The sequence below is a fragment of the uncultured Campylobacter sp. genome (assembly GCF_937959485.1).
Taxonomy (GTDB): domain Bacteria; phylum Campylobacterota; class Campylobacteria; order Campylobacterales; family Campylobacteraceae; genus Campylobacter_B.
The window spans coordinates 16794-42539 of the sequence record NZ_CALGPY010000004.1; the positions used below are offsets into that span (position 1 = coordinate 16794).

Below are 25746 nucleotides of genomic sequence, written 5' to 3' on the forward strand. Positions count from 1 at the left end.
TTTAACCCGCCTACATAAAATTTTAAGGAGCGCACGATGCCAAACGCCGTAAATTCCGCGCAGTATCAAGCGCGCATCAAGCAGGCGGAAGCTCTTTTTGAGGAGCAAAATTTTACTCAGTGCCAAACGATAAATTTGGGTAGCGGATATGAGATCGTAAAGGACGCATATGGGCCCAGCACGGCAAGCTTTGGCGGCGGCGAATACACGCTGTTTGATACTCACAAAATACAGATAAAAAACTGGCGCTGTATAGACGATCGGGCGGAATTTTTCAGCCTGATCCGCCACGCAAACGGCAAATTTTACCTCGTCTTTCGCCAGGATCTATACGGCTATAGCGTGCTTGATCTAGCCTCAGCGCAGATCATGCGCTTCGTGCCGGACGCCTGGACGCTCGGCAAGGAGAGCTTCATTTGGGGCGGCGTGCACTATCTGCGGGGCTGGGACGCGCTGGCCGTGAGCGGCTGCTACTGGGCGGCTCCAAACGGCGTGCATTTGGTGAGCTTTGCCGAGCCGATGAGCGAAGAGCAGAGATATGTAGATGTTTTAGACTGCATACGGGGCGGTTACGACATCTACGAGCAGGCTGATTTTGCGGGCTTTGAGGGTAATGAACTGAGCCTAAAATGCTTTCGCGCGGATACCTTGCGATATGAAAATATAAAAATTTCGCGCGAGCGCTACCGCGAATGGATGCGCGGAGCGAAACAGCTATAAGGCTTAAATTTACTAAATTTTGCGCTTAAATTTAAAGACTCGCAAAACAGTAAAATTTAATTACAAGCCGCAAAAAGCGGAATTTAGAGAGATCAAAGGGGCTGAAATAAGGAATACGGATGTTTTTTGAATACATTTTAATCGGCGCCTGCGTAGGCTTTATCAGCGGATTTTTCGGCATCGGCGGCGGCACGGTCGTGGTGCCCGTGATGATGCTCTTCGGCTACGATGTCAAGTACGCCATCGGCATCAGCATCATGCAGATGATCTTCAGCTCGATTTTCGGCTCGTTCGTAAATTTTAAAAGCAAAATGCTCGACGTCGCGCCGGCGCTGGTGCTGGGGCTCGGGGGCTTTTGCGGCGCGCTTAGCAGTGGCTTTATCGTAAGCTATTTCTCCTCAAAATTTCTACTCGGCACGCTCATTTTGGTGCAGATCATAAATTTAATCAAACTCTTCAAAACCCCGACCGAGCCCACCGGCGAGGCTAACGAATCAAAAATTTTACTCTTTATCGTGGGGCTGCTCGTCGGCGCCGTGGCGATCAGCGTGGGTATCGGCGGCGCGGTATTCGTGATGCCTATTTTGATCAGCTTTTTAAACTACGACATCAAAAAGGCCGTCAGTACGGGGCTATTTTTCGTGATATTTTCCTCAAGCGCGGGCTTTATTAGTCTTGCCGCGCACGGGCTCGTGTACTACGAAATCGGTGCATTACTCGGCGTCGGCTCGCTAGCGGGCGTTTATGCGGGCGTCAAAACCTCGCACAGGATCGGCAAAAAAGCTCAAAAGTGCTGGATGATCGCACTTATCGTCACGATACTTTGCGTGACGATCAAAAAATTTATCGCTCTAAACTAGCGCTGTTCGTTTCGCTTGCCGCGCCTAAATTCGGCCTAAAGCGTGCTTTAAATTTTAAAATTTAAACTCCGTCCGTTCGCGCGAGCGATTTTTGAAATTCGTATTTGAAATAAAACGTCCACGCGAGCGGGCACAGAAAAAATAGCGCGCGGATTACGTAGAGCGATTTTAGCGGTATTTGAAAATATATCCACACGCAAAAAACGTAGCTTAAAACATACGCGAGCACGCAGATTACGGGCAGAAACCTTCTAAGCTTGATCGCCGCAGCCAAAAGATAAATGCAGATCGCGATGAGAGAGCCTGCGAAAAAATAAAACATCGTGCCCTCCTTTTGGTAGTGCTCATCCGCATCTAAATAGCCTAAAATGCACGCTGCGACGATCAAAATCGCCAAGGCTGCTCGTAGCGGCGTAAGAGAGCGCTTTATCGCGCCGCTAAGCAGCCAATGCAAGCAGAGCGCGATAAAATAGGCATTCGCGGTAAAATCGAAAGAGATATAAAATAGCTCTCCTCCAAAATTCCCCCGATGGTATTCGTACCCCAAAATCGCAATGCGCGTAAGATAGATCGTGCCGAATTTCGCCGCTAAAAATACAGCCGTAAGTAGGATCGGGTGCAGTAGCGCTCTGCCTGCAAGCAAATCTGCGCAAATGTGCCTCAGGAAATTTATCGATTTTTTCAAGCTAGGCTCCTTTGAGATTTTGCCGCTTGCGACGTCTTTTGTGAAATTTTTGCCGTCTTGGTTGAGTTTAAATTTGATCTTAGATCGAGATAAATTTTAGCTCGAGAGCTTTTAAAAATCGCTTAGCGGCAAAGGCGTAAATTCGCGCGATTGGGAGCGGGTTGCGTATCTTAAAATTTGCGCCGTTAAAATCATTTTCCTATCACAAGCTGTTTGCGAGCGAGCACATATTGCAAAAGGCGCGGATGAAATGGGGCGTCAACTAGCTCATTCGTCCGCTAGTAGCATTTAAAATTTTATCGATCTTTATAGTTTGCGGCGGGAGTTTGCGCACAGCAAGGTTTGCGTGCGGCCGGTTTGCGTGCGGTATGGGTTTGCACGTAGTGAGGTTTGCGCAGCAGGCGGCGGGTGGATTAAAATTTTGATTTATAGTTAGCTAGGGTGCGCCCCTTTTCGCAGCGGATGCGAGGCAGGGCGCAAATTTCGTAAATTTTATAAATTATTTCGGCAGATCGCCGAGCTCAAAGCGTAAAAATTACGCGCCTAAAACTATAGCCGACAAAAGCCCCCATAAAATGGCCTCTATCGCTAGCACTGAATGAAGTACGGTCGTATTCATCGCTTCTCCTTTGTTTTTAATTTTATTATTTGCCGAACTCGGGCGCTAGGGGCGTACCCGATCGATCTATGAGCGGGATTATATAAGATGATTGTGTTCTTAATGTGTCTTTTGAAATTTAGGACAAAATTTCTCCGTCCGTTGCAAAGCGTGAGCGAGCAGCGGCGGATTTCAGGCAAAATTCAGCTACCTGTGTTAAGGCGCGGCAAATTTAAGCGAGCCTGCCCGCTCGCCGTAATGTGCGGCAAAGTCGCAGCGCGCGGTAAATTTAAAGCAGAATTCCGACCTCGTCGCGGCGCGCGCGGCATCCGCGGCAAATCGATATAAAATTTAAAGCAGAATTTTATGTGAATGCGGCGCGCGACACGCCCACGCTTTTTTACGTCGTCAAAGCTTGTATCATCAAAGGACTGCATCGGCTAGGATTGCGCCGTCAGGGCCCGTATCGTCAAAGCTTGCATCGGCGTGGCTTGCGCCTGTGGGCGAAATTTTACGGCGAGCTACGAATTACAAGACGCAGCTCATCCGCACCGTCTTAATTTGAAATTTAAAGCGGGATTTTAACGCGCGCCTCGGTTCCTACGCCCGGCTCGCTTTCGTATTCGATCTGTCCGCCCAAAAGATCAAGCGCCGTGCGTACGATGCTAAGTCCAAGCCCGCTGCCAAGCTGTTTGTGCGATTCCTCGCACTGATAAAATCGGTCAAAAATTTTATCCAGCTTCTCTCGCGCGATGCCGATGCCTTCGTCTTTTATGCTCACCTGCGCAAAGCCATCGCAAGCGCAGCAACAAACGAAAATTTTACCGTTCGGGCGCGAGTACTTAAGCGCGTTTTCGATCAAATTTCGCCAAATTTGATTTAGCAGCCCCGCGTTTGATTGCAGGCTAAGTGGCGATAAATCTAGCTCAAACTCGCGCCCTTCGTAGTTTTGGCTTAGCGAGATGATGCATTGCCGCAGCTGCTCGTCGATACGTACCGTCTCATCTAGGCACACCGCCGCACCGCTATCAAGCCTGGTTAGCTTTAGCATATCGGTGCAGAGCTTGCTTAGGCGGTTTGCTTCTGCGCCGATGGAGGCTGCGTATCGCACCGCGCGCTCCTCGCTCACGCCGCCCTCTATCATCTCACTTAACGCGGCGATTGAGGAGATCGGCGTTTTCATCTCGTGCGAGACGTTTGAGACGAACTCCTTTTGTAGCTGCTCGTGCTTTTGCAGCTTCTGCGCCATTTTATTGACGTTTACCACAAGCTCGTCCAGCTCGTGCATATATACGTAATCGGTGCGGTGCCCGTGTAGCTTGCGCTCGGCGCGCGCCTCAAAATCGCCGTTTGCGATCGCGGTGATCGCGTCTAATAGCCGCTTGATCGGGCGGAATAAAATTTTAAGTCCGAAGTAAAGCAGGGTAAAATTTAGCGCCATCGTGATTAAGCAGATGATCGCGCACAGCGCCACTCCGTCCCAAAACCCGCCGATCTTGCCGCCGATGCCTATGTAAAAAAGCATGCAAACCGCGAAGCAGACGATGAAATTTATCAGGCCGAATGCGAGCGAAGAGTAAAACGCGATGAAGCTTTTGAGGCTGATGAGGTATTTTTTCACGCTCGCTCCTTTTTTACGGCTTTGTAGCCGAGCCCGCGCACGGTGATTATCTCAAAATCTTTGGAGTTTTCAAATTTCGCCCGCAGCTTTTTGACGTGCGTATCGACGACGCGCTCGTCGCTGTCCGTTTCGTAGCCCCAAATTTCGCTCATTATTTCAAACCTCGTAAAAATTCTGCCCGCATAGCTTAGCAGCAGAAACAAAAGACGAAATTCCTTCGGCGCCAGGCTTATCCGCTCGCCCGCCGCACGGACGCTTAGCGTATCGTAGTCAAGCTCGCTTCCGCCGATGAGAAGTCGCTTTTCGTTCGCGATCTTTGCGCGTCTTAGCAGCGCATGCACGCGCAGCACGAGCTCTTTTAAATTTATCGGCTTGCTCATATAATCGTCCGCGCCGCTTTTAAAGCCCGTCTGCATATCCTCGATCTCACTTTTTGCCGTTATAATCAGTATCGGCTGGCTCTTGCCGTCGCGCCTAACGTATCTGCTAAGCTCAAAGCCGTCCATCTTAGGCATCATCACGTCCGAGATGATCAGATCGAAGTGCGCCTTATCCAGCGCCTCTGCCGCTTGCTCGCCGTCGAAAGCGCAGCTCACGTTAAAGCCCTCGTCAAGCAGTTTTTCTCTTATCACCGAGCTCAAAGCCTCATCGTCTTCGACCAGTAAAATATTAAGCATAATCGCTCCCGTTTTGCTAAATTTATGCGCTTAAATTTATACATAAAATTTTAAGAAATAATGAGATATTATACGTAAATTTTTTCAAGGAGTAAAGAATGAATTTCAAAAAAACCATATCGGCTGCCGTTATTGCAGCTTCGGTGCTGGCGCTATTTAGCGGATGCGCGAAAGAGAGCTCTCGCGTAGTGCAAACCCCTACGGTAGCGAGTCTAAACACCAACTACTCGGGCGAGCGGATCGCCGTGTCGGTAGGACGCTTTAACAACCAATCCTCTTACAACAACGGCGTGTTCTCCGACGGTGAGGACAGACTGGGCAACCAAGCGCAGACGATTTTAATCTCAAATTTACAGCAAACGGGACGCTTCTCGGTGCTTGATCGTACAAATATGCGCGCCATCAAAGAGGAAAGCGCAATCTCCAAAAGCGCGCAAAACTTAAAGGGCGCCAGATACGTTATCACCGGCGATGTGACTGAGTTTGGACGCAAGACGACCGGAGATCATCAGCTGTTTGGAATTTTAGGCAAGGGAAAGACCCAAACCGCGTATTCTAAAGTAAATTTAAACATCGTTGACGTCAGAACGTCCGAGGTGGTCTTTTCGACTCAGGGCGCGGGCGAGTATGAGCTATCAAACCGCGAAGTGCTAGGTTTCGGCGGCACTGCGGGCTATGATTCGACGCTAAACGGCAAGGTGTTAAGCCTGGCGATCATCGAAGCGGTCAATAATCTTGTAAACGGCCTTGAAAACGGCGCGTTTAAAGTGAGATAAGGATTAAATTTGAAAGCGAGCAGCGCTCTTGTTCTTGCTGCTGCGGCCGTGATCTTTTGCGGCTGCGGCGGCGGGACGCGGAATCAAATTTATTACTGGGACGGCAGCTACACGGACTCAACCTATCGGTATCTAAAGCAGGAAGGCGACGTAGGCGAGCAGATCGAAGCGCTTGAAAAATCCATCCAAAAGGCATACGAAAAGGGGCTCAAAGTCCCGCCGGGGCTTTATTCACATCTGGGGCTTTTGTATCTAAACGCGGGCAACGGCGTGAGGGCGAGGGAAAACTTTGAAAAAGAAGCTCAGGCCTTCCCTGAATCAAAGCCGTTTTTGACCTTCGTTACAAACCCCGCCGCGCTTAAAAAAGCTGAGGCTAAGTCTGATGAAACGAAAGCTACAAGCGGGCGCGAAGTCGCCAAAGCAGCCTCTGCAAAGCAAGGCAAAGTTGCCGCAAAGCAGGGCGGCAAAACGAATAAAAAGGCTAAAAAATGAAAAATAAAGCTCAAATAGCGATTTTTAGCGTATTCGTGGCGCTGTTTTTTAACGCGTGCGCTCTAAGCGAGCCTGAAATTTACGATTACTCGGCGCTTCAACAGGCTAAGCCGCGATCGATTTTGGTGCTGATGCCGAGCAACGAAACTACCGAAGTGGATGCAGGCGCTGCCGTGCTTGCCAACGCGATCTATCCGCTAAGCGAGGCCGGGTATTATGTATTTTCGCCTGCGCTCGTGCATGAGACCTTCAAAAATAATGGAATTTACGAGGCAAGCGAGATCCAAAACATCTCTACGCACAAGCTAAGACAGATTTTCGGCGCAGACGCCGTGCTATACATGGATGTCGTCAAATACGGCACTTCGTATATGCTACTAAATAGTGCGACCGTCGTGGCGGTTAATGCCAAGCTCGTGGATCTGCGAAGCGGCGCGACGCTCTGGGAGGGCTCGGCGCAGGTAAGCGACGACTCGAGCAGAGGCAGTAGCGATCTTGTAGGCATGCTGATCTCCGCGGTTATCAAACAGATCGGCGATACCGTCTCCGATGCGGGATACAAGCTCTCTGCGAGCGCAGATGCGATGCTTCTAGCTCAGAACTGCAACAAATGCTTGCTCTACGGCCCGTATTCACCGCACTACGGACAAGATCGACAGCTTGGCGGCGGCAAATAAATTTTAAAAAGGACGAAAATGAAACTAGCCGAGGCGCTGATACTGCGCGCCGACATACAAAAACGCATCGAGCAGCTAAAATCAAGGCTCGCTTACAACGCGAAAGTGCAAGAGGGTGAAAAGCCTAGCGAAGAGCCTAATGCGCTGCTAGCCGAGCTGGACGCGCTTACAGGCGAACTTGAGCTGCTAATCGTTCGGATAAATTTAACCAACTGCACCGCAAAAGCGGACGGCAAGAGCCTGACCGAGCTGATCGCCAAGCGCGACATACTCACGCTAAAAGCGGGCGCGCTACGGACTTTCGCGCAAGTCGCCGCGCAAAAGATCGATGCATATTCGCGCAGCGAGATTAAAATTTTAAGCACGGTCGACGTCGCGGCGCTGCAAAAGCAAGTGGACGAGCTGGCTAAGCAGATCAGACAGCTTGATACGACGCTGCAAGGCGCGAACTGGCAGACCGATCTGATCGAAAGCTAAGGGCGTAAAATTTAAAATTTCGGGTAAGTATCGCAAGAGGCGAGCATGAAAACCTTCCCTGCAACGGAATTAATAGCGCTCGCGGAAACGGCGCACCCCTTTTTACGATTTATTTTCAGTAAATTTACAGGGGCAATGTGACTGCGCAATGTAACTACCTAATGCTGATCTAGCGATACCCAGGGCGGGAACGGGGAAATTTTAAAACGAAATTTTAATTTTTGCGGCGCGGCTTGCGGGCTCGCAGTAAAATTTGGCGGCGATCTGGGCGGCCTTGACGCTTAAATTTTACGTTTAAATTTAGGCGCGCTTGCCATTTTGCATTTTGACCCGTCTGGCGTCAAATTTTTACAATAATCATAAAATTTAGCCAAATTTAAAGGATGAAATTTGAAATTTAAAACCCTTGCGCTAGCAGCCGCGCTTTTCCTTGCGACCGGCATGAATGCAGAGCTCGCTACAGAAGCGAATTCCATAAATTTTAGAAAAACGAGCGGCGCGGAGCAAAATCTCGCGGACGTAAAAGACGCCAGATTTCAACACGCGCATTCTAAAAATGCAGATACCGCAGCGCGCGGCATAAACTCAAACTCATCGCAAAAATCAACCCTCATCGACGAAGTGAAAAATTTTTACCGCGTGGATGAGCTGCTGTTTCGCAGCGCTCAGCTTGACGGAGGCGATGCCGCGAAACTGCATGAGCTTGGCATCAAAAGCATCGTAAATCTGCGCCATTTTAGCAGAGGCGGCGACAAAAGGGCATTTGGCGATCAATTTTGGCTCACGAACAAGCCGCTTCAAAGCTGGGAGATAAGGCCCGCGCAGATAGTGGACGTTTTGCGCACTATTCGCGAGCGCCAAAAGGAGGGCGCCGTGCTCGTACACTGCTATCACGGAGCCGATCGCACGGGGCTTGTAGTGGCGATGTACCGTGTGATCTATCAGGGCTGGAGCCTGGACGCCGCGCGCAGCGAGATGATAGACGGCGGATACGGCTTTCACTCCATGTGGCAGGACATCGCGGGCTTTTTGACGCCGCGAAACGAAGCACTCATAAGAGCCGAGCTTGGAATTTAGACGCGGAATTTCGCCCGTCCGATCAGACGGCGGCGAAATTTGTAAATTTAATAATGACAAAATGCAGTTTATAACGAAATCTTAGAATATGGGCTATGTATATTTTCTGGGGTGAGGCTCGGGATACGCCAAAATAGGGGCGAAAAACGAGCTGCAAAGACTCGCAGAGTTTGAACAAAAATTTGAGGCTAGCAAACAAAAGGCGCGAGAAATTTTAAATTTATAGATATCGCTAAAATTTTACTCTTTGCGGCGAGCTAAATTTAAGGCCGCAAATTTCTAAAAAGAAGCAAAGAGACCTTAAAATAATAAAATTTAAGTTGTAAAATTTTACGCATTTTTCTACTTAAAATTATCATACTTTTTTCAAATATGCGCTCATGCCGATGCTACGTGCGTATCGCAACTAAAATCGGCTAAATTTTAAAAGCCCGATTTGCGCTTGCGGCGACGGGGCGCGTAAAAACGCCGTATATATCAGGCAAAATATCCGTAAATTTAGCCAAAACGTAGTAAAATTCGAGCGGCAAATTTAGAAAAAGGAGCGATCGTGGAAAATTTATTACTAGTGCAGCTGCGCGAGGCGCTACCGCAGGGCATGCGCGTGCCGAGCGAGACCCAGGCGCTTTATGCGTGGATCGAGGCAAACGGCTTTTATGACGACGCGGGCGGGCGCAGACGCGGCTATCTCTACCCGCAGGATCGGCTACGGCAGAGCTGGAGCGACGATGAGCGCGAGGGCGGCACGGACATCGTCTTTTTCACGGATGAGCCGAAAAATCGCGACGAGGAGCTAAGGTATTGGTTTTACGGCAAGGATCGCGAGCTTGCCGCGGAGATCAAGCAGCGGCTTTGCGTGTTCGCAGGCAGCGGCTCGGAGGGCTCGATGTGCGCGCTGTGGCTGGACGATGCGGGCGAGACGAAGATCGTGCACATGGGCTCCGGCTCGGGCTCGACGATGACCTGCGTTTTGGCTCGCAATGGGCTTGATTTTTTACGATTGCTCGCAATCGGTTATGATGAAATCTGCTGGGATGAGGATTTTAGCACGCCGCCAAACAGCGACGATTTTATCGTGCATCCAAACGTGAAATTTCAGCAGTGGGTAACACAGACGTTTAAAACGACGATCCCGCAGACTGCGCTTGAGCTCGTCACTCCCGCGCATTTGGACGACGAGAACCCGAGCGATGAGTTTTTGATCTGGGTAAATCGCGTCGCTGGATAAGGCAATTTTGCGGTAGCTTGAGCAAATATAGAATTTCGCGGATGCCTGCGGAATTTGATCTTTAAATTCCTGATAATTTCGGGCATAAGTCTGGCGGCTTTTTAATTGAAATTTAGCGGCAGTAGCGCCCGTATACAAAGCCGCATTCTTATAAAATGCGCCGCTTCCGTTGCTCTTAAATTTTAATAAATATCGAGCAATGGAATTTTATTTTTACGATACGGCAAGTTGCGGCGATCAAGGAATGAAGGTGCGATGTTGCCGCGCCTTTAGAAATTTGCGTGAATGAGCCGAGATGCTGAATGCGGCAGAATTTTATCGGTCGCTTAAGAAAATAAAAAGCGAAAAAATAATATTGTTAAGAACTAACTTTTATACGAAAGGAAGTAAGATGAAAAGAGCTTTTTCGGTAGTTTTAGCGATAGGTATGGCTTCGGGCGCCCTATCGGCGAAAGGTTTTGATAGAGAAGACGTGAGTGGCGCGCATAGCGAGGAAAACGGCGTGAGCGTCGGTATCGGCGTAGCATTTTATGACGGAATGTTTCGCACTAAAGAGCGTACTCGAACAACCCCGATACTGGGTATCTCCATAAAATATGGCGGATTTTACATTGATGGTATGGAGGTAGGATATAATGCGAATCTGGGCGAACATGTCTTTGCAACTATCTATGTACAGGCATTTGATGGCTGGAAAGTGAAAGCAAACAAGCTAAAACCCGGCTATCAAAGTATTCATAACCGCAATGAACAAATTGCGCTCGGTGGCGAAGTGGGCGTAAACCTCGGTGATTTTGAGCTATCCGCACATGCGCAGGGCGGCAAGCGCGGCAGTAGTTATGGTGCGGAAGCATCGTATTCGGTGCCGATTTCGCAGCGATTTTCCTTGACGCCGGCGATCAACTATGAAGTGTTTTCTAGCAAGATGAGTAATTATTATTTCGGTATCGATGAGGACGAACTCGGTGGACGCATCGGCAGCACATATAAGCCCGGTAGTGCAAGTGCAGTAGGCGTGCATCTTACGGCGCTTTACGAATTAGGCGAAGGATTTGGAGTGAGTGTTACGGCGGGCGTAGATAGATTTTCCGATGAAATTTCGCGCTCGCCGATTACGGATAGCCGCTACGAAAAAGCGCTTAGTATGGCAATTTCATATAAATTCTAAATCAAATTTTTGCCCCCCCCTTAGGAGGATAAAATTTTACGATCAAAAGGGCAGGAGATTATGCCCACGGATTGCGTACGCGACGCAAAATACAGCGGTGCGAGGCGTGCCGAGCAGTGCGGATGAAACGAGACTATTTTCATCCGCCACTTTTTAAAATAAAATTTCGCGACTAAAAAAGCGATTTTGCCTTTGTAAATTTTAAAATTTTGCTAAAAATTCTTCGTATTTTTCTGCACTTTTTGCGATATATTCGCTATCTGGATGAAATGAAAATCCATAGCCAAAGTGGCACGGCAGCAGCTTGGCGCCTGTAAAATTCATCGCGCATTTAAAAGGTGTGATAACTTCCTCTATGCCAAATCCGATCGTGCCGTCTTTTTTATAGTTGTTTCGCTCGTCGCCGATAGTGATCGCTAGGGCGAATTCTTTACCTTTTAGCTTGTCGCCGGTGCTGCCGTAAGCCCAGCCGTGGGCAAATACATCGTCGAACCATTGCTTTAAAAGCGGCGGATAGCTGTACCAATAAAGTGGAAACTGAATGATAATTTTATCGTGGCTTAAAAGTGACTCCTGCTCGCGCGCTACGTCTATTTTGCCGTTCGGATAAGCAGCGTAAATTTCGTGAATATCAAATTTATCCGCTTGCTTTTTGGCTACCTCGCGCCACGCCTTGTTTGCGTGCGAGCTTGCCATATCGGGATGAGCGATGATGATGAGATTTTTCATATTTTCTCCTTGTTTTTAAATTTCTTACATTATACGTTTTTTAGCTGAAATTTTGATTTATCATCTAGCATAATATGGGTATGAAATTTCAAATAAAATTTTACTTCCACTCAAATACTACCGGAAGACTTGTAGTTTTTTGCATGCGATTAGAAGTTAAATTTATAAGCAAATATGGCAGACCCCAAAATCGATAGAATTTTATCTATTAGATTGTATTAAAAATTTTAAATGGTATGAAAAATGCGCCGAAAAATTCGGCGCAAATGAAAGGAATACTAATCTTAGATTAGCGCAGGAGCTACTAAAAATCCTAGAGCGACCGAAAGCGCAACCATAATGGTTCCCGGAAGGAAGAATGAGTGGTTAAATACAAATTTACCGACTCTGGTCGTTCCGGTATCGTCCATGGCGATCGCGCCGAGCGTCGTAGGATAGGTAGGGAGCACGAACAAGCCTGAAACGGCTGCGAACGATGCGACTAAGATCCAAATTTGACCGGAATTTTCAGGGCTGGTCATTCCAAGCGCAGCGGCAACGGCAGGCATCATAACCTTTGTGGTCGCAGCCTGCGAGTATAGCAAGCAGCTTAGGAAGTATAGCGCGATAGCCAGTACGAAAGGATACTGCGTAACGACGTTTTTAGCTACCTCTTTGATGCTGTCGATGTGACCGTTAACAAAAGTAGTACCGAGCCATGCGATACCGATGACGCAGATGCACGCATTCATACCGCTTTGGAAAGTGCTGGTAGAGAGCAGTTTGCCCGTATCGATCTTGCATAAAACAGCGATAAGAAAGCCGATAGTTAGCATAAAGCTGATGATCGCGCTATCTCTTGAAAGGATTGGTTTTTCTACCAAGCCGACGCTCTTTGAGATCGCAAGTGCATAGCAAACGACGATCAAAACGCCGACAGCAAATATCGCAACCGATCTTTTTGCGTAAGGCTTCGGCTCTCTATACTCCTCGGCTTTGATCTCGGCTACAAGACCTTTTGAAAGCCTCTCTTTGTAAACAGGGTCTTTTGAAAGATCGAGATCGTAGAATTTATTTACGATGAAAGCCGTGATGATCATAGCTACGAAGGTAGTAGAGATGCAGATAAACAAAAGCTTAGGATAGCTAACGCCTAGCTTCTCGCACAAGCCGCTCATGGCGACGAACGCCGCTGAAATAGGGCTCGCAGTGATCGCTACCTGAGATGAAACGACCGAAAGCGCAAGAGGAGCGGAAGGTTTGATGTTCTGCGTCTTTGCGACCTCGACGATAACCGGGATCATAGAAAACGCAGTATGTCCGGTGCCCGCAAGTATCGTAAGTAGATAGGTAACGATAGGCGCTAGGAAGTTGATCTGCTTAGGATTTTTCCTTAAAATTTTAGATGCTACCTGAACCAAATAATCAAGTCCGCCTGCGACTTGCAGCGCTGTAATCGCGGAGATTACCGATGCGATAATTAGGATAACATCAATCGGGATATCCTTCATATCGACCTTCATGCCCAAAATGGCTAGGACGACAACGCCCAAGCCGCCTGCATAACCGACGCCCATGCCGCCTAGCTTAACGCCTAGGTAGATGCCGCCTAGTAAAACGATAAATTGCAATATCACCATAAAGTCCATTGCAAAACTCCTTATAAAGTAATTTTTTAACGGCGCGTAGAATTCTAAAGATTTCAGCAGGTAAAATCCGAATTATCTTTATAATTCAGTGGTCGGAATTCTATGCGGAATTTTATCCTAAAATTTCGCAAGTGGAATTTTACTCCACGGAAGCTAAATCTAACTTGATGAAATTCTGCATCTACGGAATTCTGCACGATCAATCTTATCTATATTAGAATAGAATTCTACTTTGCGGAATTTCGCCTATTAAATTAACCGACGAAATTCCGCGCCGCACCTAGTTTGGAACTATTTTTTGCTCATATGTGGGTTGAGCATAGATTTAGGCTCTAGGATCTTATCGATCTCCTCTTTTTTCAAATATCCGCGCTCTAAGCAGATTTCGCCGACGGATTTTCCGGTCTGAAGTGCCTCTTTGGCGATACTTGCGGATTTTTCGTAGCCAATGTAAGGATTGAATGCAGTAACGATACCGACAGAATTTAGCACCGATTTTAGGCAAGCTTCAGGGTTTGCTTTTAGATGTTTGATAGCTTTTTCAGCTAGTGTATTCATCGCATTTTCCAAAAGCACAATCGAGTTAAATAGCGCATATGCGATGCCAGGCTCAAACGCATTAAGCTCGAATTCTCCGCGCTCGGAGCAAAGCATAATCGTAACATCGTTGCCGATTACCTCGTAGCAAGCCTCGCCTACGACCTCGGCGATGACTGGATTTACTTTGCCCGGCATGATGGAGCTACCCGGTTGCATCTTAGGAAGCTCGATTTCGCCCAGTCCGCATCTAGGACCGGAGTTCATAAGACGTAGGTCGTTTGCGATTTTGCTTAGGCGGACGGCTGCTGTTTTTAACGCGCCGCTAACGTGGACGAAGTCCGCAGTGTCTTGTGTGGCGGCGATGAAGTCCTCTGCGGCTTTAAATTTAACGCCGGTGATTTCGCCCAGTTTTTTCTCGACTACGTTTTTGTAATCAGGGTGGCAGTTTATGCCCGTACCAATCGCCGTAGCGCCCATATTTAGGTAAGTCATCGACTCTCTAGCAGCTTTAATAAGCGCGATATCGGTTTTGATGTAGGTAGCAAAAGCGTTGAAAGTATTTCCAAGAGTAGTAGGAACGGCGTCCTCAAGCTCCGTCCTTCCCATTTTGATGACATCTTTGTATTCCTTGGCTTTAACTTCAAGCTCTTTTTTCAAATTTTCCATAGCTTTTAATAGATCGGTTAGCTTGGCGTAAGCGGCGACTTTGATCGAGCTAGGATAGGTATCGTTGGTGCTTTGACCCAAATTTGTGTGGTCGTTTGGATGGAGGTATTGGTATTCGCCCTTTTTGTGTCCCATGCTCTCCAAAGCTATGTTAGTAATGACCTCGTTGGTATTCATATTCGTCGAAGTTCCGGCGCCGCCTTGGATCATATCGACTACGAATTGATCTCTGAACTCTCCTGCGATGAGCCTGTCGCAAGCTTTTGCAATCGCATCGGCTTTTTGTGCGTCTAGGACTCCGACCTCTTTATTGGCTAGTGCAGCTGCTTTTTTGATTTGCGCAAATGCTTTGATAAAAAATGGATAGTCTTTGAGCGCTCGTCCGCTTAGATGGAAGTTCTCTAGTGCCCTAAATGTTTGCACACCGTAGTAAAAATCGTCGGAAATTTCTAATTCACCGATGAAATCGTGTTCTTTTCTGGTCTTTGCCATAATAAGTCCTTTCGTTGAAATTGTTAATGGAATTTTAAAGCTTTTAGTATTAAAAGCAGCTTAAAACGTAACGAAAAATTAAAATTTAGAAATTAGTATGATTGTTTAAGGCTTTAAATAGAATTTTACTTAAAAAATATTTTGGAATTCGCTACTAAGGCATAATTACACTTTAATAGAAATATCGTATTGCACGCAGATTATGAAAGTGAAATTATAAAAATTCTTGTTTAGCTTAAATTATAATTTGAAAAATTTGAACTTAAAGGCGATAAAATGGAATTTTTCATTGTATTTGTATTTACTAGTGCGGAGCTATTTTTTGCGTTTTATAAAATAAACATATAGGAGCGAGATTATAATGACGATGGCGAACAAAGCGATCGTAATTAGATGCAGATCTTGCTTGATTAGCTCCTCGTTTTCGCCGATGAAATATCCCAAGCTCATTAGTATTAGTGTCCAAATCGCAGCTCCAAGCCCGGTAAATAGCACGAAGCGCGCGACATTCATCTTTACAAGCCCCGCAGGAAGGCTGATGTATTGACGGATGCCAGGGATTAGGCGGCAGTTAAACGTTGAAATTTCGCCATGACGGTTAAAAAACGCTTCGAATTTTGCAAATTTCTCCTCGGTGATACCTACGTATTTGCCGTATTTAGCGATAATCTTACGTCCAAAAAAGTAGCATAGATAGTAATTAAACAGCGCGCCGGTAATGCTACCACCAAGCCCACAAACAAATGCTAGAGCAAAGCTCATCTGCGATTTTGAGGCCAGATAGCCCGCAGGGATCATCACGACTTCACTTGGGAAAGGAAAGAAGCTGCTTTCTAAAAACATCATCACAAAAATGCCAAGGTATCCCCAACCTGCGACAAATTCTACGATAAAATTTACGATATTAGAAAGCATTTGAATTCCTTGATTTAATGTGTAAAAACCGGCTGCGCTTAAAATTTCGCGAAATTTAGCATCGGCAAAGCGAATAAGTTTAGAATTTAACAATCCGGCGATACAAGAGCGAGCTTAATTTTACAAAATTTAGCTCATATAAAACAAAAGCGCGGGCTAAATTTTATCCTTACAAGTTGCCACCGTAGCGAACTTGCATATAAATTTAATAGCCTCGCGCCTTAAAATTAAAACTATTTTGCGTATTCGATGTTTAGTTTGCCGAATAGCTCATTAGCCTTGTCATCGATTTTTTTGTTTACTTTGCTTGGAAGTAATTGATTTTTGATGAGATCTTTTACCTTTTCAAACGGCATAGTCTCAGCCTTTTTGCTGCTTTCTTTGTAGATTATATGATATCCGAATTGCGTCTTTACCGGCGTTTTGCTCATCTCACCATCTTTTAGCGCAAACGCCGCTTTTTCAAACTCCGGCACCATCATCCCTTTGCCAAAAGAGCCCAAATCGCCACCGTTTTCTTTCGCACTTGGATCGATTGAAATTTCTTTAGCTAGTTTATTAAATTCCTCTTTTAAATTCTCTTTTTTGACTTTTGATAGCTTCGCAATCGCGTTTTTAGCAGCCTTTTCGTCTGCTACTAAGATATGACTTGCGGTAACGGAATCTGGTTGCATGAAATTTTGTTTATTTTCATCGTAAATTTTTTTAGCTTCCTCGTCGCTGATGCTTACGTCTTTAGCCTGTTCGCGTTGCCATAGATTAAATGCGATGCCATCTTTAGCTAGCTCTAGCTGATGTTTATATTCGTCGCTGTTTTCAATGCCTGATTTTTTCGCTTCTGCGATTAGAAGTTTGTATTTGATCAGATCATCGATTAGTTTTTTCTTCTCATCGGCGGTCGGTTCCTGTCCGCCGTGCTGCATACCTTGAGCCAAAAACGGTGCAACATCCTCATCCGTAATAGTGATATTTGCGTCTTTTGCAGTAGCCAAAACGCCTGCATTAAGCGAAGATATAGCCATAGCGGCAACAAAGCTGAAAGATAAAATTCTTTTCATTATTTTTCCTTTATTCGGTAAATTTCGCGCAATTATAAAAAAAGATAGTAAATAAAATAGCGAATGCCAGCAAATTCGGCGCGAATCCTGCGCCGAATTTTAAAAAGAGGGGAGTTAAAACGACGGGATGATTGCGCCTTTATATTGCGTCTCGATAAATTTTTTCACTTTCTCGCTTTGGATCGCTTTATCTAGCGCCTTGATTTTAGGGCTGTTTTCGTTGCCTTCTTTAACGCTAATAACATTTGTATAAGGGTTGCCCTCAGCCTTTTCTAAAAATAGCGAATCTTTGATCGGGTTTAAATTTGCGTTAAAGGCAAAATTTGAGTTGATAACCGCAATATCGACATCGCCCAGGGTGCGTGGAAGCGCGGCGCCTTCAAGCTCTAAAATTTCTAAATTTTTAGGATTTTTTGTGACGTCCAGCGGCGTGCGAAGCTTGGCGTTTTGATCAACTTCGATGAGCCCCGCGGCTACGAGCAGATCAAGAGCGCGGCTTTCGTTAGTCGGATCGTTCGGCACGGCAACTTTGGCACCGTTTTTGAGATCTTTTAAATTTTTAATCTTATGGCTGTAGATGCCCATCGGCTCTAAGTGCACGCCCACGGTCGCTTTTAATTTTGTACCTTTGTTAGCGTTAAATTCCTCCATATACGGCACGTGCTGGAAAAATCCGGCATCCACGTCGCCGCTGTCGGTAGCGAGGTTCGGGGTTACGTAGTCGTTGAAAACTTTTACTTCAAGATCGTAGCCTTGGGCTTTTAGATCGGGCTTGATCTGCTCCAAAATTTCGGCATGCGGTATCGGAGTAGCGGCGACTACGATTTTTTCGGCAAGAGCGAAGCTGACGACGCTGGCGCTAAGAAGCGAAGCGAGAAGAAATTTCTTCATAATTTAATCCTTTTGGTTAAAATTTCGCGGTATTATAGCAGGTAGAATTTTTAAAGTCAAGTGTTTTTATATGATTTTTTAAAATTTTATCTAAAATATTCTAAAATTCGATATTTCTATATATATTTAAATACTACATTTTATTGTATAATGCAGAATTGGCACGCTTTAATGAGCGCTTTACAAAAATTCCGCTAAAATCGCAAAATTCAAAATTTTAAAAAAAGGCTGAAAATGGCAGATTTTTACGACGCGAAAGCCGTAGAGGAGAGCTTTTATAAAATTTGGGAGCAGCGCGGTTATTTCGAGATCGACGGCAATAAAGATATCCAGCAAAAAGGCAAAAACTTTTGCATTATGATGCCCCCTCCAAATGTCACCGGAGTGCTTCATATCGGGCATTCTCTCACTTTTACCTTGCAAGATATTATGACGCGATACAAGCGAATGGACGGCTACCGCACGCTTTGGCAACCGGGGTTAGACCACGCAGGCATCGCGACGCAAAATGTCGTCGAGCGCGAGCTTTTGGCGCAAGGGATCAAAAAAGAAACGATCGGGCGCGAAGAGTTTTTAAAGCACGTTTGGCATTGGAAGGAGCAAAGCGGCGGGCAGATCGTAAAGCAGATGAAGCGCCTGGGCGTCACGCCCGCGTGGAGCAGACAGCGCTTTACGATGGACGAGGGGCTCAAAAACGCCGTGCGCAAAGCCTTCGTAAATTTATACGACGCGGGGCTCATCGTGCGCGGAAACTACATGGTAAATTGGTGCACGCACGACGGCGCGCTAAGCGACGTGGAGGTAGAGCACAGGGAGAACAAGGGCAAACTTTATCACTTGCGTTATTACTTTGCGGACGAGCAAAATTCAAACTCTTGCAAAGATTCGAGCGAGACGAGCCGCAACTACATTGTTGTTGCGACGACGCGCCCCGAGACCTACTTCGGCGACACCGCCGTAATGGTAAATCCCGCGGACGAACGCTATAAAAATTTGATCGGCAAAAAAGTCGTGCTGCCGCTAATTGGCCGCGAGATAGAGATCATCGCCGATGAATACGTCGATATGAGCTTCGGAACGGGCGCCGTAAAGGTCACGCCCGCGCACGATACCAACGACTACGAGGTCGGCAAGCGCCACGAGCTGGGCTTTATCACGGTATTTGACGAAAAAGGAATTTTAAACGAGCAGTGCGGTAAATTTCAAGGCTTAGAGCGACTTGCCGCGCGCGATCAGATCGTAGCGGAGCTTGAGAGGCTGGGCTTTATCGAAAAAATCGAGGACTACGAAAATCAAGTCGGCTACTGCTACCGCTGCAAAAACGTCGTCGAGCCGTACATTTCGCAGCAGTGGTTCGTGCGCGCAGATATCGCAAAAGAGGCGATCTCTAAGGTAAATTCCGGCGAGGCGGAATTTTTCCCGAAGCACTGGATCAATAGCTTCAACGCCTGGATGCGCGAGCTGAAGGACTGGTGTATCAGTCGCCAGCTGTGGTGGGGGCATAGAATTCCAGTGTTTTACTGCGACTGCGGTCATCAGTGGGCGGATGAGCGCGAGAGCCACGATGCCTGCCCGAAATGCGGCGGCAAAAATTTTACTCAAGACCCTGACGTGCTCGATACATGGTTTTCAAGCGGTCTTTGGCCGATCAGCACGCTTGGCTGGGGCAACGGCGAGGCGCTAAAAAACGAGAAGTGGTTTGAGGAGGATTTGAGCGAATTTTATCCGAATACCATGCTGATTACGGGCTTTGACATTTTGTTTTTTTGGGTCGCGCGCATGATGTTTCAGTGCCAAAACGCCATGGGCGAGCTGCCGTTTCGCGACGTCTATCTGCATGCCTTGGTTAAGGATAAAGACGGCAAAAAGATGAGCAAATCGAGCAAAAACGTAGTCGATCCGCTGTTAAAAATCGATGAATTTAGCGCCGATATTTTGCGCTTTACGCTTACGATTTTATGCGTGCAGGGGCGCGATCTGCGCCTTAGCGACGATAAACTTTTGATATATCGAAATTTTACGAATAAGCTCTATAACGCGAGCAAATTTTTGCTTTTAAACGCTTCTAAATTCGATGATTTGGACGTGGCGCGGATCAAAACGAGCCTCGGCAAATATATGCTTTCGCGCTTTAACTGCTGCGTGGGCGCGGTGCGGGAAAATTTGGACGAATACCGCTTTAACGACGCTGCGACTGAGCTTTATAAGTTTTTTTGGGACGAGTTTTGTGACTGGGGCATCGAGCTTAGTAAGGCGGACAAGGCCGCGATCGGTGAGTTAGGGATGATTTTTAAAGAAGCGATGAAGCTGCTTAGCCCGTTTATGCCGTTTCTAAGCGAGTATCTGTATCAGGAGCTAAGCGGCACGAAGCTGCAAGACGCACGCTCCATCATGGTGATGCGATACCCGCAGCCGGGTGGGCGCGACGAGCGGATCGAAGAGCTATTTTCGCTCGTTATCGAAGCGATCGTTAGCATTCGCCGCGCAAAGGCGACGATCGAGCTCGGCAATGCGCGCGTAGCAAAAGCCTACGTCAAATCGGCAGTCGATCTAAGCGCCGCCGCGGACTACATCAAAACGCTTGCCAAGGTGGACGAGGTGGAATTTACGCAGCAAAACATCGCAAATTCCGCCCGCGACGTGAGCGAGAGGTTAGAAAGCTTCGTGCCGCTTGAGGGGGTCGATCTTAGCGGCGTGATTTCGCGCCTTAACGCGCAAAAAGCGAAGCTGCAAAAAGAGATCGAAAAGCTCTCAGGCATGCTAAATAACGAGAAATTCGTGGCCTCCGCCCCGCAAGCCGTAGTTGAAGCCAACCGCGAAGGGCTGCAAAGCGCGCAGGAAAAATTTGCCAAAGTATGTGACGAGCTAAAGGCGTTTGGCGAGTAGTCCGCTCGTTTGAGTCTAAATTTAAATCAAGGAGAAAAATATGTCAAAAGGTAGTATCGGTGGATTTACATTAGGCACGGTCATAGCCGTCGCACTATCATGGGGAGTCAATAAAAGCGTAATGTGGGCGATAATCCACGGATTTTTAAGTTGGTTATACGTGATTTATTATTTCCTACTAAGGTAAAATTTCATCGGTGGCGCGCCGTTTTGCGCGCTTAATTTTAAAATTTGAAGGATGAAAGATGAGCGAAAAAATAAAAATAGCGGTTTTGGGATATGGAAATTTAGGTCGCGGCGTGGAGCTTGCCGCGCGAAATAGCAAGGATTTGCAGCTTTCGGCGGTGTTTTCTCGTCGCGAGCCGCACAGCGTGAAAACATGCGGTGCGCCGGTATTCAGCGCGGATGAAATTTTAGCGCATAAGGGCAAATTTGACGTTTTAGTTCTTTGCGGCGGTAGTGCGACGGATCTGCCGACTCAGACGCCGGAGTTTGCAAAAGATTTTAACGTCGTCGATAGCTTCGATACGCACGCAAAAATCCCTGAGCATTTTGCCGCGGTAGATGCCGCCGCTAAAAAAAACGGAAAGGTGGGCATCATCGCCGTAGGCTGGGATCCAGGGTTGTTTTCGCTAAACAGGCTATTTGGCGAGAGTGTGCTGCAAAACGGCAGCAGTTATACATTTTGGGGCAAAGGCGTGAGCCAAGGCCACTCTGACGCCATCCGCAGGATCGAGGGCGTCGTGGACGCGCGCCAATACACCGTGCCGATAGATAGCGCACTAGAGCGAGTTCGCGCGGGTGAAAATCCAAAACTTAGCACGCGCGAAAAACACCTGCGCGAGTGCTACGTCGTGGCCGAGGACGGCGCCGATAAAGCGCGCATAGAGCAAGAGATAAAAACGATGCCGAACTACTTCGCCGACTATGATACGAGCGTGCATTTCGTGGGTCTTGCGACGCTTAAAAAGGAGCACGGCGGCATCCCTCACGGAGGCTTCGTCTTGCGAAGCGGAGCGACGGGAGAGCGCGGCGAAAATAAACACCTGATCGAGTTTTCGCTAAAGCTTGATTCAAATCCCGAATTTACCGCAAGCGTGCTCGTAGCCTACGCCCGCGCGGCGTATCGCTTGGCGCAAAGGGGCGAGCGCGGCGCGTTTAGCGTGTTTGACATCGCTCCGGCGCTTCTTTCGCCAAAGAGCGCAGATGAGCTAAGGCGCGAAATTTTATAAATTTCAGGAGGCGTTTCGGCAGAATTACGAACGAGGAATTTTGAGTGATAAAGATAGAGAATTTAAAGAAATTTTACGGCAAGACTTGCGTGATCGACGATGTGAACCTGGAGGTGAAACAGGGTGAAATTTTTGCCATCGTCGGTCGCAGCGGCGCGGGTAAAAGCACGCTGCTGCGCTGCATAAACGGCCTTGAGGACTATCAAGAAGGAAGCCTTAAGGTAGAGGGCAAGGAGGTAAGAGAGCTAAGCGCCGCGCAGATCCGCGAGCTGCGCAAAAATATCGGTATGATTTTTCAACACTTTGCGCTTATGAGCCGCCGCAGCGTCGCGCAAAACGTCGCCACGCCGCTTGCGTTTTGGGGCCATTCCGAAGACCACACGAAGCGGCGCGTAGCCGAGCTTTTGGAGCTCGTGGGGCTTGCAGATAAAGCAAACGCCTATCCTAGCGAGCTTAGCGGTGGACAGAAGCAGCGCGTGGCAATCGCGCGCGCGCTTGCATTAAGCCCTAAAATTTTGCTTTCCGACGAGGCGACCTCGGCGCTTGATCCCAACACCACCGCTCAAATTTTATCACTTCTGCGCCGTATCAATCGCGAGCTAGGCATCACGATCGTGCTCGTTACGCACGAGATGGAGGTCGTAAAGGGCATCGCGCAGCGCGCGATCCTGCTTAAGGGCGGGCGCGTGAGCAACTCGGGCGATATCGTCTCGCTGTTTTTGCACCCGGATGAGAATATGAAGGAGTTTTTGGGCGAGGAGGAGGTGCTGCCCGCAAGCGGCGTGAATATCAGGCTCTTTTTCCCGCCCGCGGTTGCGTTTGACAGCGTGATCACGCATATGGCGCGCGCTTTGGAGATAAATTTTAACATCGTTTGGGGCAAGCTCGAGCGGCTTGATAAAAACGTCGTCGGAAGCCTCGTGATCAACGTAGAGCCCTCACACGTCGCGCGCGTGGAGGAGTTTATCAAAAACGCGGGCGTGATCTACGAGATCGTAAGCGAGGATGAGATCAAAAGCTGCGCCGCGATCTAGGTGCGATTTCGCGCCCTGTGCGCTTGCGCCGCACTAAATTAAAAGCTTACGCGGCATAGCGAATTTAAAAGCTCGCGCGAGGTCGCGGACTCAAAGGCTGGCTCGGCGCGTTTTTGATTTGACGTGCGTGTCGTGGCATAATAAATTTAATCAGTTTCGCCGGCGGTTTAAATTTTTATCTCGCCGCGGTAAAGCAAGCTCGGTGATGCGCTGTTGGCGTGCGCCCTCGTTAGCTTTGATTTGCGTTTAGAATTTGACTAGCCGTAGCGAGGCGATTTAAATTTCAGAGATCGCGACCGACCGAGCGCATTTAAGCCGCGCCGCATTTGAATTTACAGGCGTTTAAATTTAAATTTGAATTTTTTCGGAATTTCACACATACTTCACTTTTACGGAAGTATAATTCCGCTAATTTCTTTTAAGGAGTACGTAATGAAAAAACTTACTTTGTTTGCGCTTAGTGCGCTATTTGCTGGCACTTTTGCCGTAGCTGCCGACATGGGCATGAAAGATGAGATGAAGGATGCCAATATGTCAATGCATAATGGTGCGAAAGAGATGAAAGGCGATATGAAGGATATGCACAAGGATGCTATGAAAGAGGGTAAACATATGAAAGATGAGATGAAAGGCGAAATGAAAAAAGAGATGAAAAAAGAGATGTAGTGAGTAAAATTTTACTCGTAGAGGACGATGAGATCCTTTGCGATCTCATCGGCGAATATATAAAAGACGCGGGCTTTGACGTATGCGTTTGCAGCGACGCTCAAAGCGCCGCGGATCTTGCTTATGAACAAAAATTTGATCTTTTTATCTTTGACGTAAAAATCCCCAAAGGCGACGGATTTTCACTTTTAAAAGAGCTTCGCAAGAGCGGCGATCGTACCCCCGCGATATTTGCCACGTCGCTAAATACGCTTGATGATCTTGAAGTCGGTTTTAAAAGCGGCTGCGATGATTATCTCAAAAAACCGTATGAACTAAAAGAGCTACTACTGCGTGTTAATTCACTCATAAAGCGAAACTTCAGCCATAATTTTGATGATTTTGTAACTATTGACGACGAGTTTAAATTTTATTTTGCAAGCAAAGAGTTACGCAGATCGGGCGTGCCCGTCGCGCTTTCAAACAAAGAGCGTGAGCTGCTGGCACTTTTTTTGCAAAATAAAAACAGGCTTTTGAGCAAGGATGAAATTTTCTCCGCGATCTACGCTTTTGACGAAACTCCGAGCGAGGAAGCGCTACGAACTTATATCAAAAATCTACGCCGCGTCCTAGGCGAAGAGCACATCATAAATCGCCGCAACGCAGGGTATCTGTATGTCTGAAAAGAGCGCTTTAACGCTTAAAATTTTATCTTTATATCTCATTTCAAGCGCGTTGTTTTTAGGATATTTTTTCAAGATAAATTACAGTATGAACGAAGCCGCGCTACTTTCGCACAGGATAAAAGAGCTAAAAGAGATCAAAATGATGATCTATATGAAAGCGAGCATGGACGGGCTGGAATCACTAGCGGACTTCGAGCGCGAAAAGGGCGTGAGTGCGTGTATATTTAAGCCAAACTCTGATGAAATTTACGGCTGCAGTGGCGAGCTCGGAGCGCTTGATAAAGCGAAGCTAAAGGCGGAATTTATAAGTGGCGGAAGGCTAGGAATTTATGAGAATCTGCAAAATATGGAGGAGCGAAACGCCTTTTCCAAGGCTAAAATCATCCTGCTTGGAAGTAGCGTGCAGGGCGAAATTTTAACGCTTCGTATTAAAACCGCAGCGATGATGATAGCGCTTTTGGGCGTGATATTAGCCGTGGCGTTTTATCTGGTGCGGCTAGGCACCAAGCCGCTTTACGATAAGATCGACACGCTAAATCGCTTCATCAAAGATAGTACCCACGAGATCAACACTCCGCTTAGCATCATCTCCATGAGCGTTGAGACGATGCGGCACGCAGAGCTTGGAGAATACAACGCCAAGCGCGTCGCTAATATTGATCTTGCCGCTAAGACGCTTTCTCGCATCTACGAGGATCTCGTGTTTTTGACCTTCGGCATGAAAAAGGAGGGTGAGATTAGCTCGATCGATCTAAAAAGCCTCGTCGCTTCGCGCTGCGAATATTTCGCGCCGTTTATTCAAAAGCGCAAACTAAGCCTTAAAACCGATCTTTCGGATGCGAGCATGAACGCAAACATCTATGAAATTTCACGCCTGATCGATAATCTGCTAAGCAACGCCGTAAAATACGCAAACGCAGGCGGCTACGTGGATGTGCGGCTAAGGCGCGGCGAGCTGGCGATCTCAAACAGCGGCGAGGGGATCGATAGGAAAAAGGGCGGCGAAATTTTCAGGCGTTTTGCGCGCTTCAACTCAAGCGAGGGCGGCTTTGGCATCGGGCTTAGCATCGTAAGCGAGGTCTGCAAAAAATACTCCTTTTCTATCTCCTACGATAGCGTGCCGGGCGAGATAACGACCTTTCGCCTTACGTGGCGAGAGTAAAATTTTAAAATTTAGTGAAATTTAAAATTTAAAAGCGGCTGCTTGCGGTTTAAATTTAATCGTAGTTTGGTCGCTTAAATTCCGCGCAAAAAGGCTCTAATTGCTGGAGCGTTTAAATTTAATCGT

The 25746-nt window shown here is 47.3% G+C and carries 25 protein-coding genes; 16 read left to right on the forward strand and 9 right to left on the reverse strand.

The annotated features are described in order from the left end of the window. Positions 1-36: 36 nt before the first annotated feature. Together Q0380_RS00780 and Q0380_RS00785 are read left to right on the forward strand one after the other, a co-directional pair. Entirely contained in the window at positions 37-720 is a 684-nt protein-coding gene (locus tag Q0380_RS00780) for a hypothetical protein (RefSeq protein WP_298958941.1), read from the forward strand. Positions 721-839: 119 nt separating this feature from the next. Then, positions 840-1580 carry a sulfite exporter TauE/SafE family protein gene (locus tag Q0380_RS00785; RefSeq protein WP_298958944.1) on the forward strand — a complete coding sequence of 247 codons (741 nt, stop codon included), beginning with the start codon at positions 840-842 and terminating at the stop codon, positions 1578-1580. A 61-nt stretch (positions 1581-1641) separates the two neighbouring features. On the opposite strand, the gene Q0380_RS00790 is transcribed toward Q0380_RS00785, so the two are convergent. The 3 genes from Q0380_RS00790 to Q0380_RS00800 form a co-directional block, all read right to left on the reverse strand. After that, positions 1642-2265: a hypothetical protein gene (locus tag Q0380_RS00790; protein ID WP_298958947.1), complete on the reverse strand. Its 624-nt coding sequence runs from the start codon at positions 2263-2265 to the stop codon at positions 1642-1644. A 1166-nt stretch (positions 2266-3431) separates the two neighbouring features. Next, complete coding sequence (locus Q0380_RS00795) at positions 3432-4484, reverse strand: HAMP domain-containing sensor histidine kinase (RefSeq protein WP_298958952.1); 1053 nt, start codon at positions 4482-4484, stop codon at positions 3432-3434. Further along, positions 4481-5161, reverse strand: coding sequence for a response regulator transcription factor (locus Q0380_RS00800; protein ID WP_298958955.1), 681 nt, complete (start codon positions 5159-5161; stop codon positions 4481-4483). The genes Q0380_RS00795 and Q0380_RS00800 overlap by 4 nt, the downstream gene beginning before the upstream one ends. Positions 5162-5259: 98 nt before the next feature. Between Q0380_RS00800 and Q0380_RS00805 the strand changes: the two genes are divergently transcribed. The 7 genes from Q0380_RS00805 (at position 5260) to Q0380_RS00835 (ending at position 11056) form a co-directional block, all read left to right on the forward strand. Continuing rightward, a complete protein-coding gene (locus tag Q0380_RS00805) occupies positions 5260-5937 on the forward strand; it encodes a CsgG/HfaB family protein (protein WP_297951240.1) in 678 nt (225 codons plus the stop codon). Positions 5938-5946: 9 nt separating this feature from the next. Further along, entirely contained in the window at positions 5947-6429 is a 483-nt protein-coding gene (locus Q0380_RS00810) for a DUF4810 domain-containing protein (protein WP_298958959.1), read from the forward strand. Beyond that, a complete protein-coding gene (locus Q0380_RS00815; RefSeq protein WP_298958962.1) occupies positions 6426-7106 on the forward strand; it encodes a DUF799 domain-containing protein in 681 nt (226 codons plus the stop codon). The genes Q0380_RS00810 and Q0380_RS00815 overlap by 4 nt, the downstream gene beginning before the upstream one ends. Before the next feature lie 18 nt (positions 7107-7124). Further along, positions 7125-7583, forward strand: coding sequence for a DIP1984 family protein (locus tag Q0380_RS00820; protein ID WP_298958964.1), 459 nt, complete (start codon positions 7125-7127; stop codon positions 7581-7583). Positions 7584-7973: 390 nt separating this feature from the next. After that, the gene (locus Q0380_RS00825) at positions 7974-8660 is read left to right on the forward strand and encodes a tyrosine-protein phosphatase (RefSeq protein ID WP_298958966.1); all 687 of its coding nucleotides are present in this window, start codon (positions 7974-7976) and stop codon (positions 8658-8660) included. Between the two features lie 550 nt (positions 8661-9210). Next, positions 9211-9888: an SMI1/KNR4 family protein gene (locus Q0380_RS00830; protein WP_298958969.1), complete on the forward strand. Its 678-nt coding sequence runs from the start codon at positions 9211-9213 to the stop codon at positions 9886-9888. 391 nt (positions 9889-10279) lie between these two features. Beyond that, positions 10280-11056, forward strand: coding sequence for a MipA/OmpV family protein (locus Q0380_RS00835; RefSeq protein WP_298958972.1), 777 nt, complete (start codon positions 10280-10282; stop codon positions 11054-11056). Positions 11057-11257: 201 nt separating this feature from the next. Here the strand turns inward: Q0380_RS00835 and Q0380_RS00840 are convergent, their stop codons facing one another. The 6 genes from Q0380_RS00840 to Q0380_RS00865 form a co-directional block, all read right to left on the reverse strand. Continuing rightward, positions 11258-11785, reverse strand: coding sequence for an NAD(P)H-dependent oxidoreductase (locus tag Q0380_RS00840; protein ID WP_298958974.1), 528 nt, complete (start codon positions 11783-11785; stop codon positions 11258-11260). 284 nt (positions 11786-12069) lie between these two features. Then, the gene (locus tag Q0380_RS00845) at positions 12070-13413 is read right to left on the reverse strand and encodes an anaerobic C4-dicarboxylate transporter (protein ID WP_298958978.1); all 1344 of its coding nucleotides are present in this window, start codon (positions 13411-13413) and stop codon (positions 12070-12072) included. Positions 13414-13704: 291 nt separating this feature from the next. Then, the gene (locus Q0380_RS00850) at positions 13705-15111 is read right to left on the reverse strand and encodes an aspartate ammonia-lyase (protein WP_005870686.1); all 1407 of its coding nucleotides are present in this window, start codon (positions 15109-15111) and stop codon (positions 13705-13707) included. Positions 15112-15426: 315 nt separating this feature from the next. Next, on the reverse strand, positions 15427-16026 hold the full coding sequence (locus Q0380_RS00855; protein WP_298958981.1) for a DedA family protein: 600 nt from the start codon (positions 16024-16026) through the stop codon (positions 15427-15429). 233 nt (positions 16027-16259) lie between these two features. Beyond that, positions 16260-17084 (reverse strand): peptidylprolyl isomerase, encoded by an 825-nt coding sequence (locus tag Q0380_RS00860; RefSeq protein ID WP_291936931.1) that lies wholly within the window; start codon positions 17082-17084, stop codon positions 16260-16262. 114 nt (positions 17085-17198) lie between these two features. Continuing rightward, positions 17199-17975: a MetQ/NlpA family ABC transporter substrate-binding protein gene (locus tag Q0380_RS00865; protein WP_005870677.1), complete on the reverse strand. Its 777-nt coding sequence runs from the start codon at positions 17973-17975 to the stop codon at positions 17199-17201. Between the two features lie 234 nt (positions 17976-18209). Here Q0380_RS00865 and Q0380_RS00870 point away from each other — a divergent pair, with 234 nt between their 5' ends. From Q0380_RS00870 to Q0380_RS00900, 7 genes are all read left to right on the forward strand, one after another. Next, complete coding sequence (locus Q0380_RS00870; RefSeq protein ID WP_298958984.1) at positions 18210-20861, forward strand: valine--tRNA ligase; 2652 nt, start codon at positions 18210-18212, stop codon at positions 20859-20861. A 40-nt stretch (positions 20862-20901) separates the two neighbouring features. Beyond that, on the forward strand, positions 20902-21048 hold the full coding sequence (locus Q0380_RS00875) for a hypothetical protein (protein WP_298958987.1): 147 nt from the start codon (positions 20902-20904) through the stop codon (positions 21046-21048). Positions 21049-21106: 58 nt separating this feature from the next. Beyond that, positions 21107-22093, forward strand: a complete 987-nt coding sequence (locus tag Q0380_RS00880) for a diaminopimelate dehydrogenase (protein ID WP_298958990.1) — start codon at positions 21107-21109, stop codon at positions 22091-22093. A 44-nt stretch (positions 22094-22137) separates the two neighbouring features. Beyond that, positions 22138-23127 carry a methionine ABC transporter ATP-binding protein gene (locus Q0380_RS00885; protein ID WP_298958993.1) on the forward strand — a complete coding sequence of 330 codons (990 nt, stop codon included), beginning with the start codon at positions 22138-22140 and terminating at the stop codon, positions 23125-23127. Between the two features lie 432 nt (positions 23128-23559). Next, entirely contained in the window at positions 23560-23793 is a 234-nt protein-coding gene (locus Q0380_RS00890; protein WP_295153321.1) for a hypothetical protein, read from the forward strand. Then, complete coding sequence (locus tag Q0380_RS00895) at positions 23793-24455, forward strand: response regulator transcription factor (RefSeq protein ID WP_298958997.1); 663 nt, start codon at positions 23793-23795, stop codon at positions 24453-24455. The genes Q0380_RS00890 and Q0380_RS00895 overlap by 1 nt, the downstream gene beginning before the upstream one ends. Further along, the gene (locus tag Q0380_RS00900) at positions 24448-25620 is read left to right on the forward strand and encodes a HAMP domain-containing sensor histidine kinase (protein ID WP_298958999.1); all 1173 of its coding nucleotides are present in this window, start codon (positions 24448-24450) and stop codon (positions 25618-25620) included. Before Q0380_RS00895 ends, Q0380_RS00900 begins: the two co-directional genes overlap by 8 nt. The last annotated feature ends 126 nt before the right edge of the window (positions 25621-25746 follow it).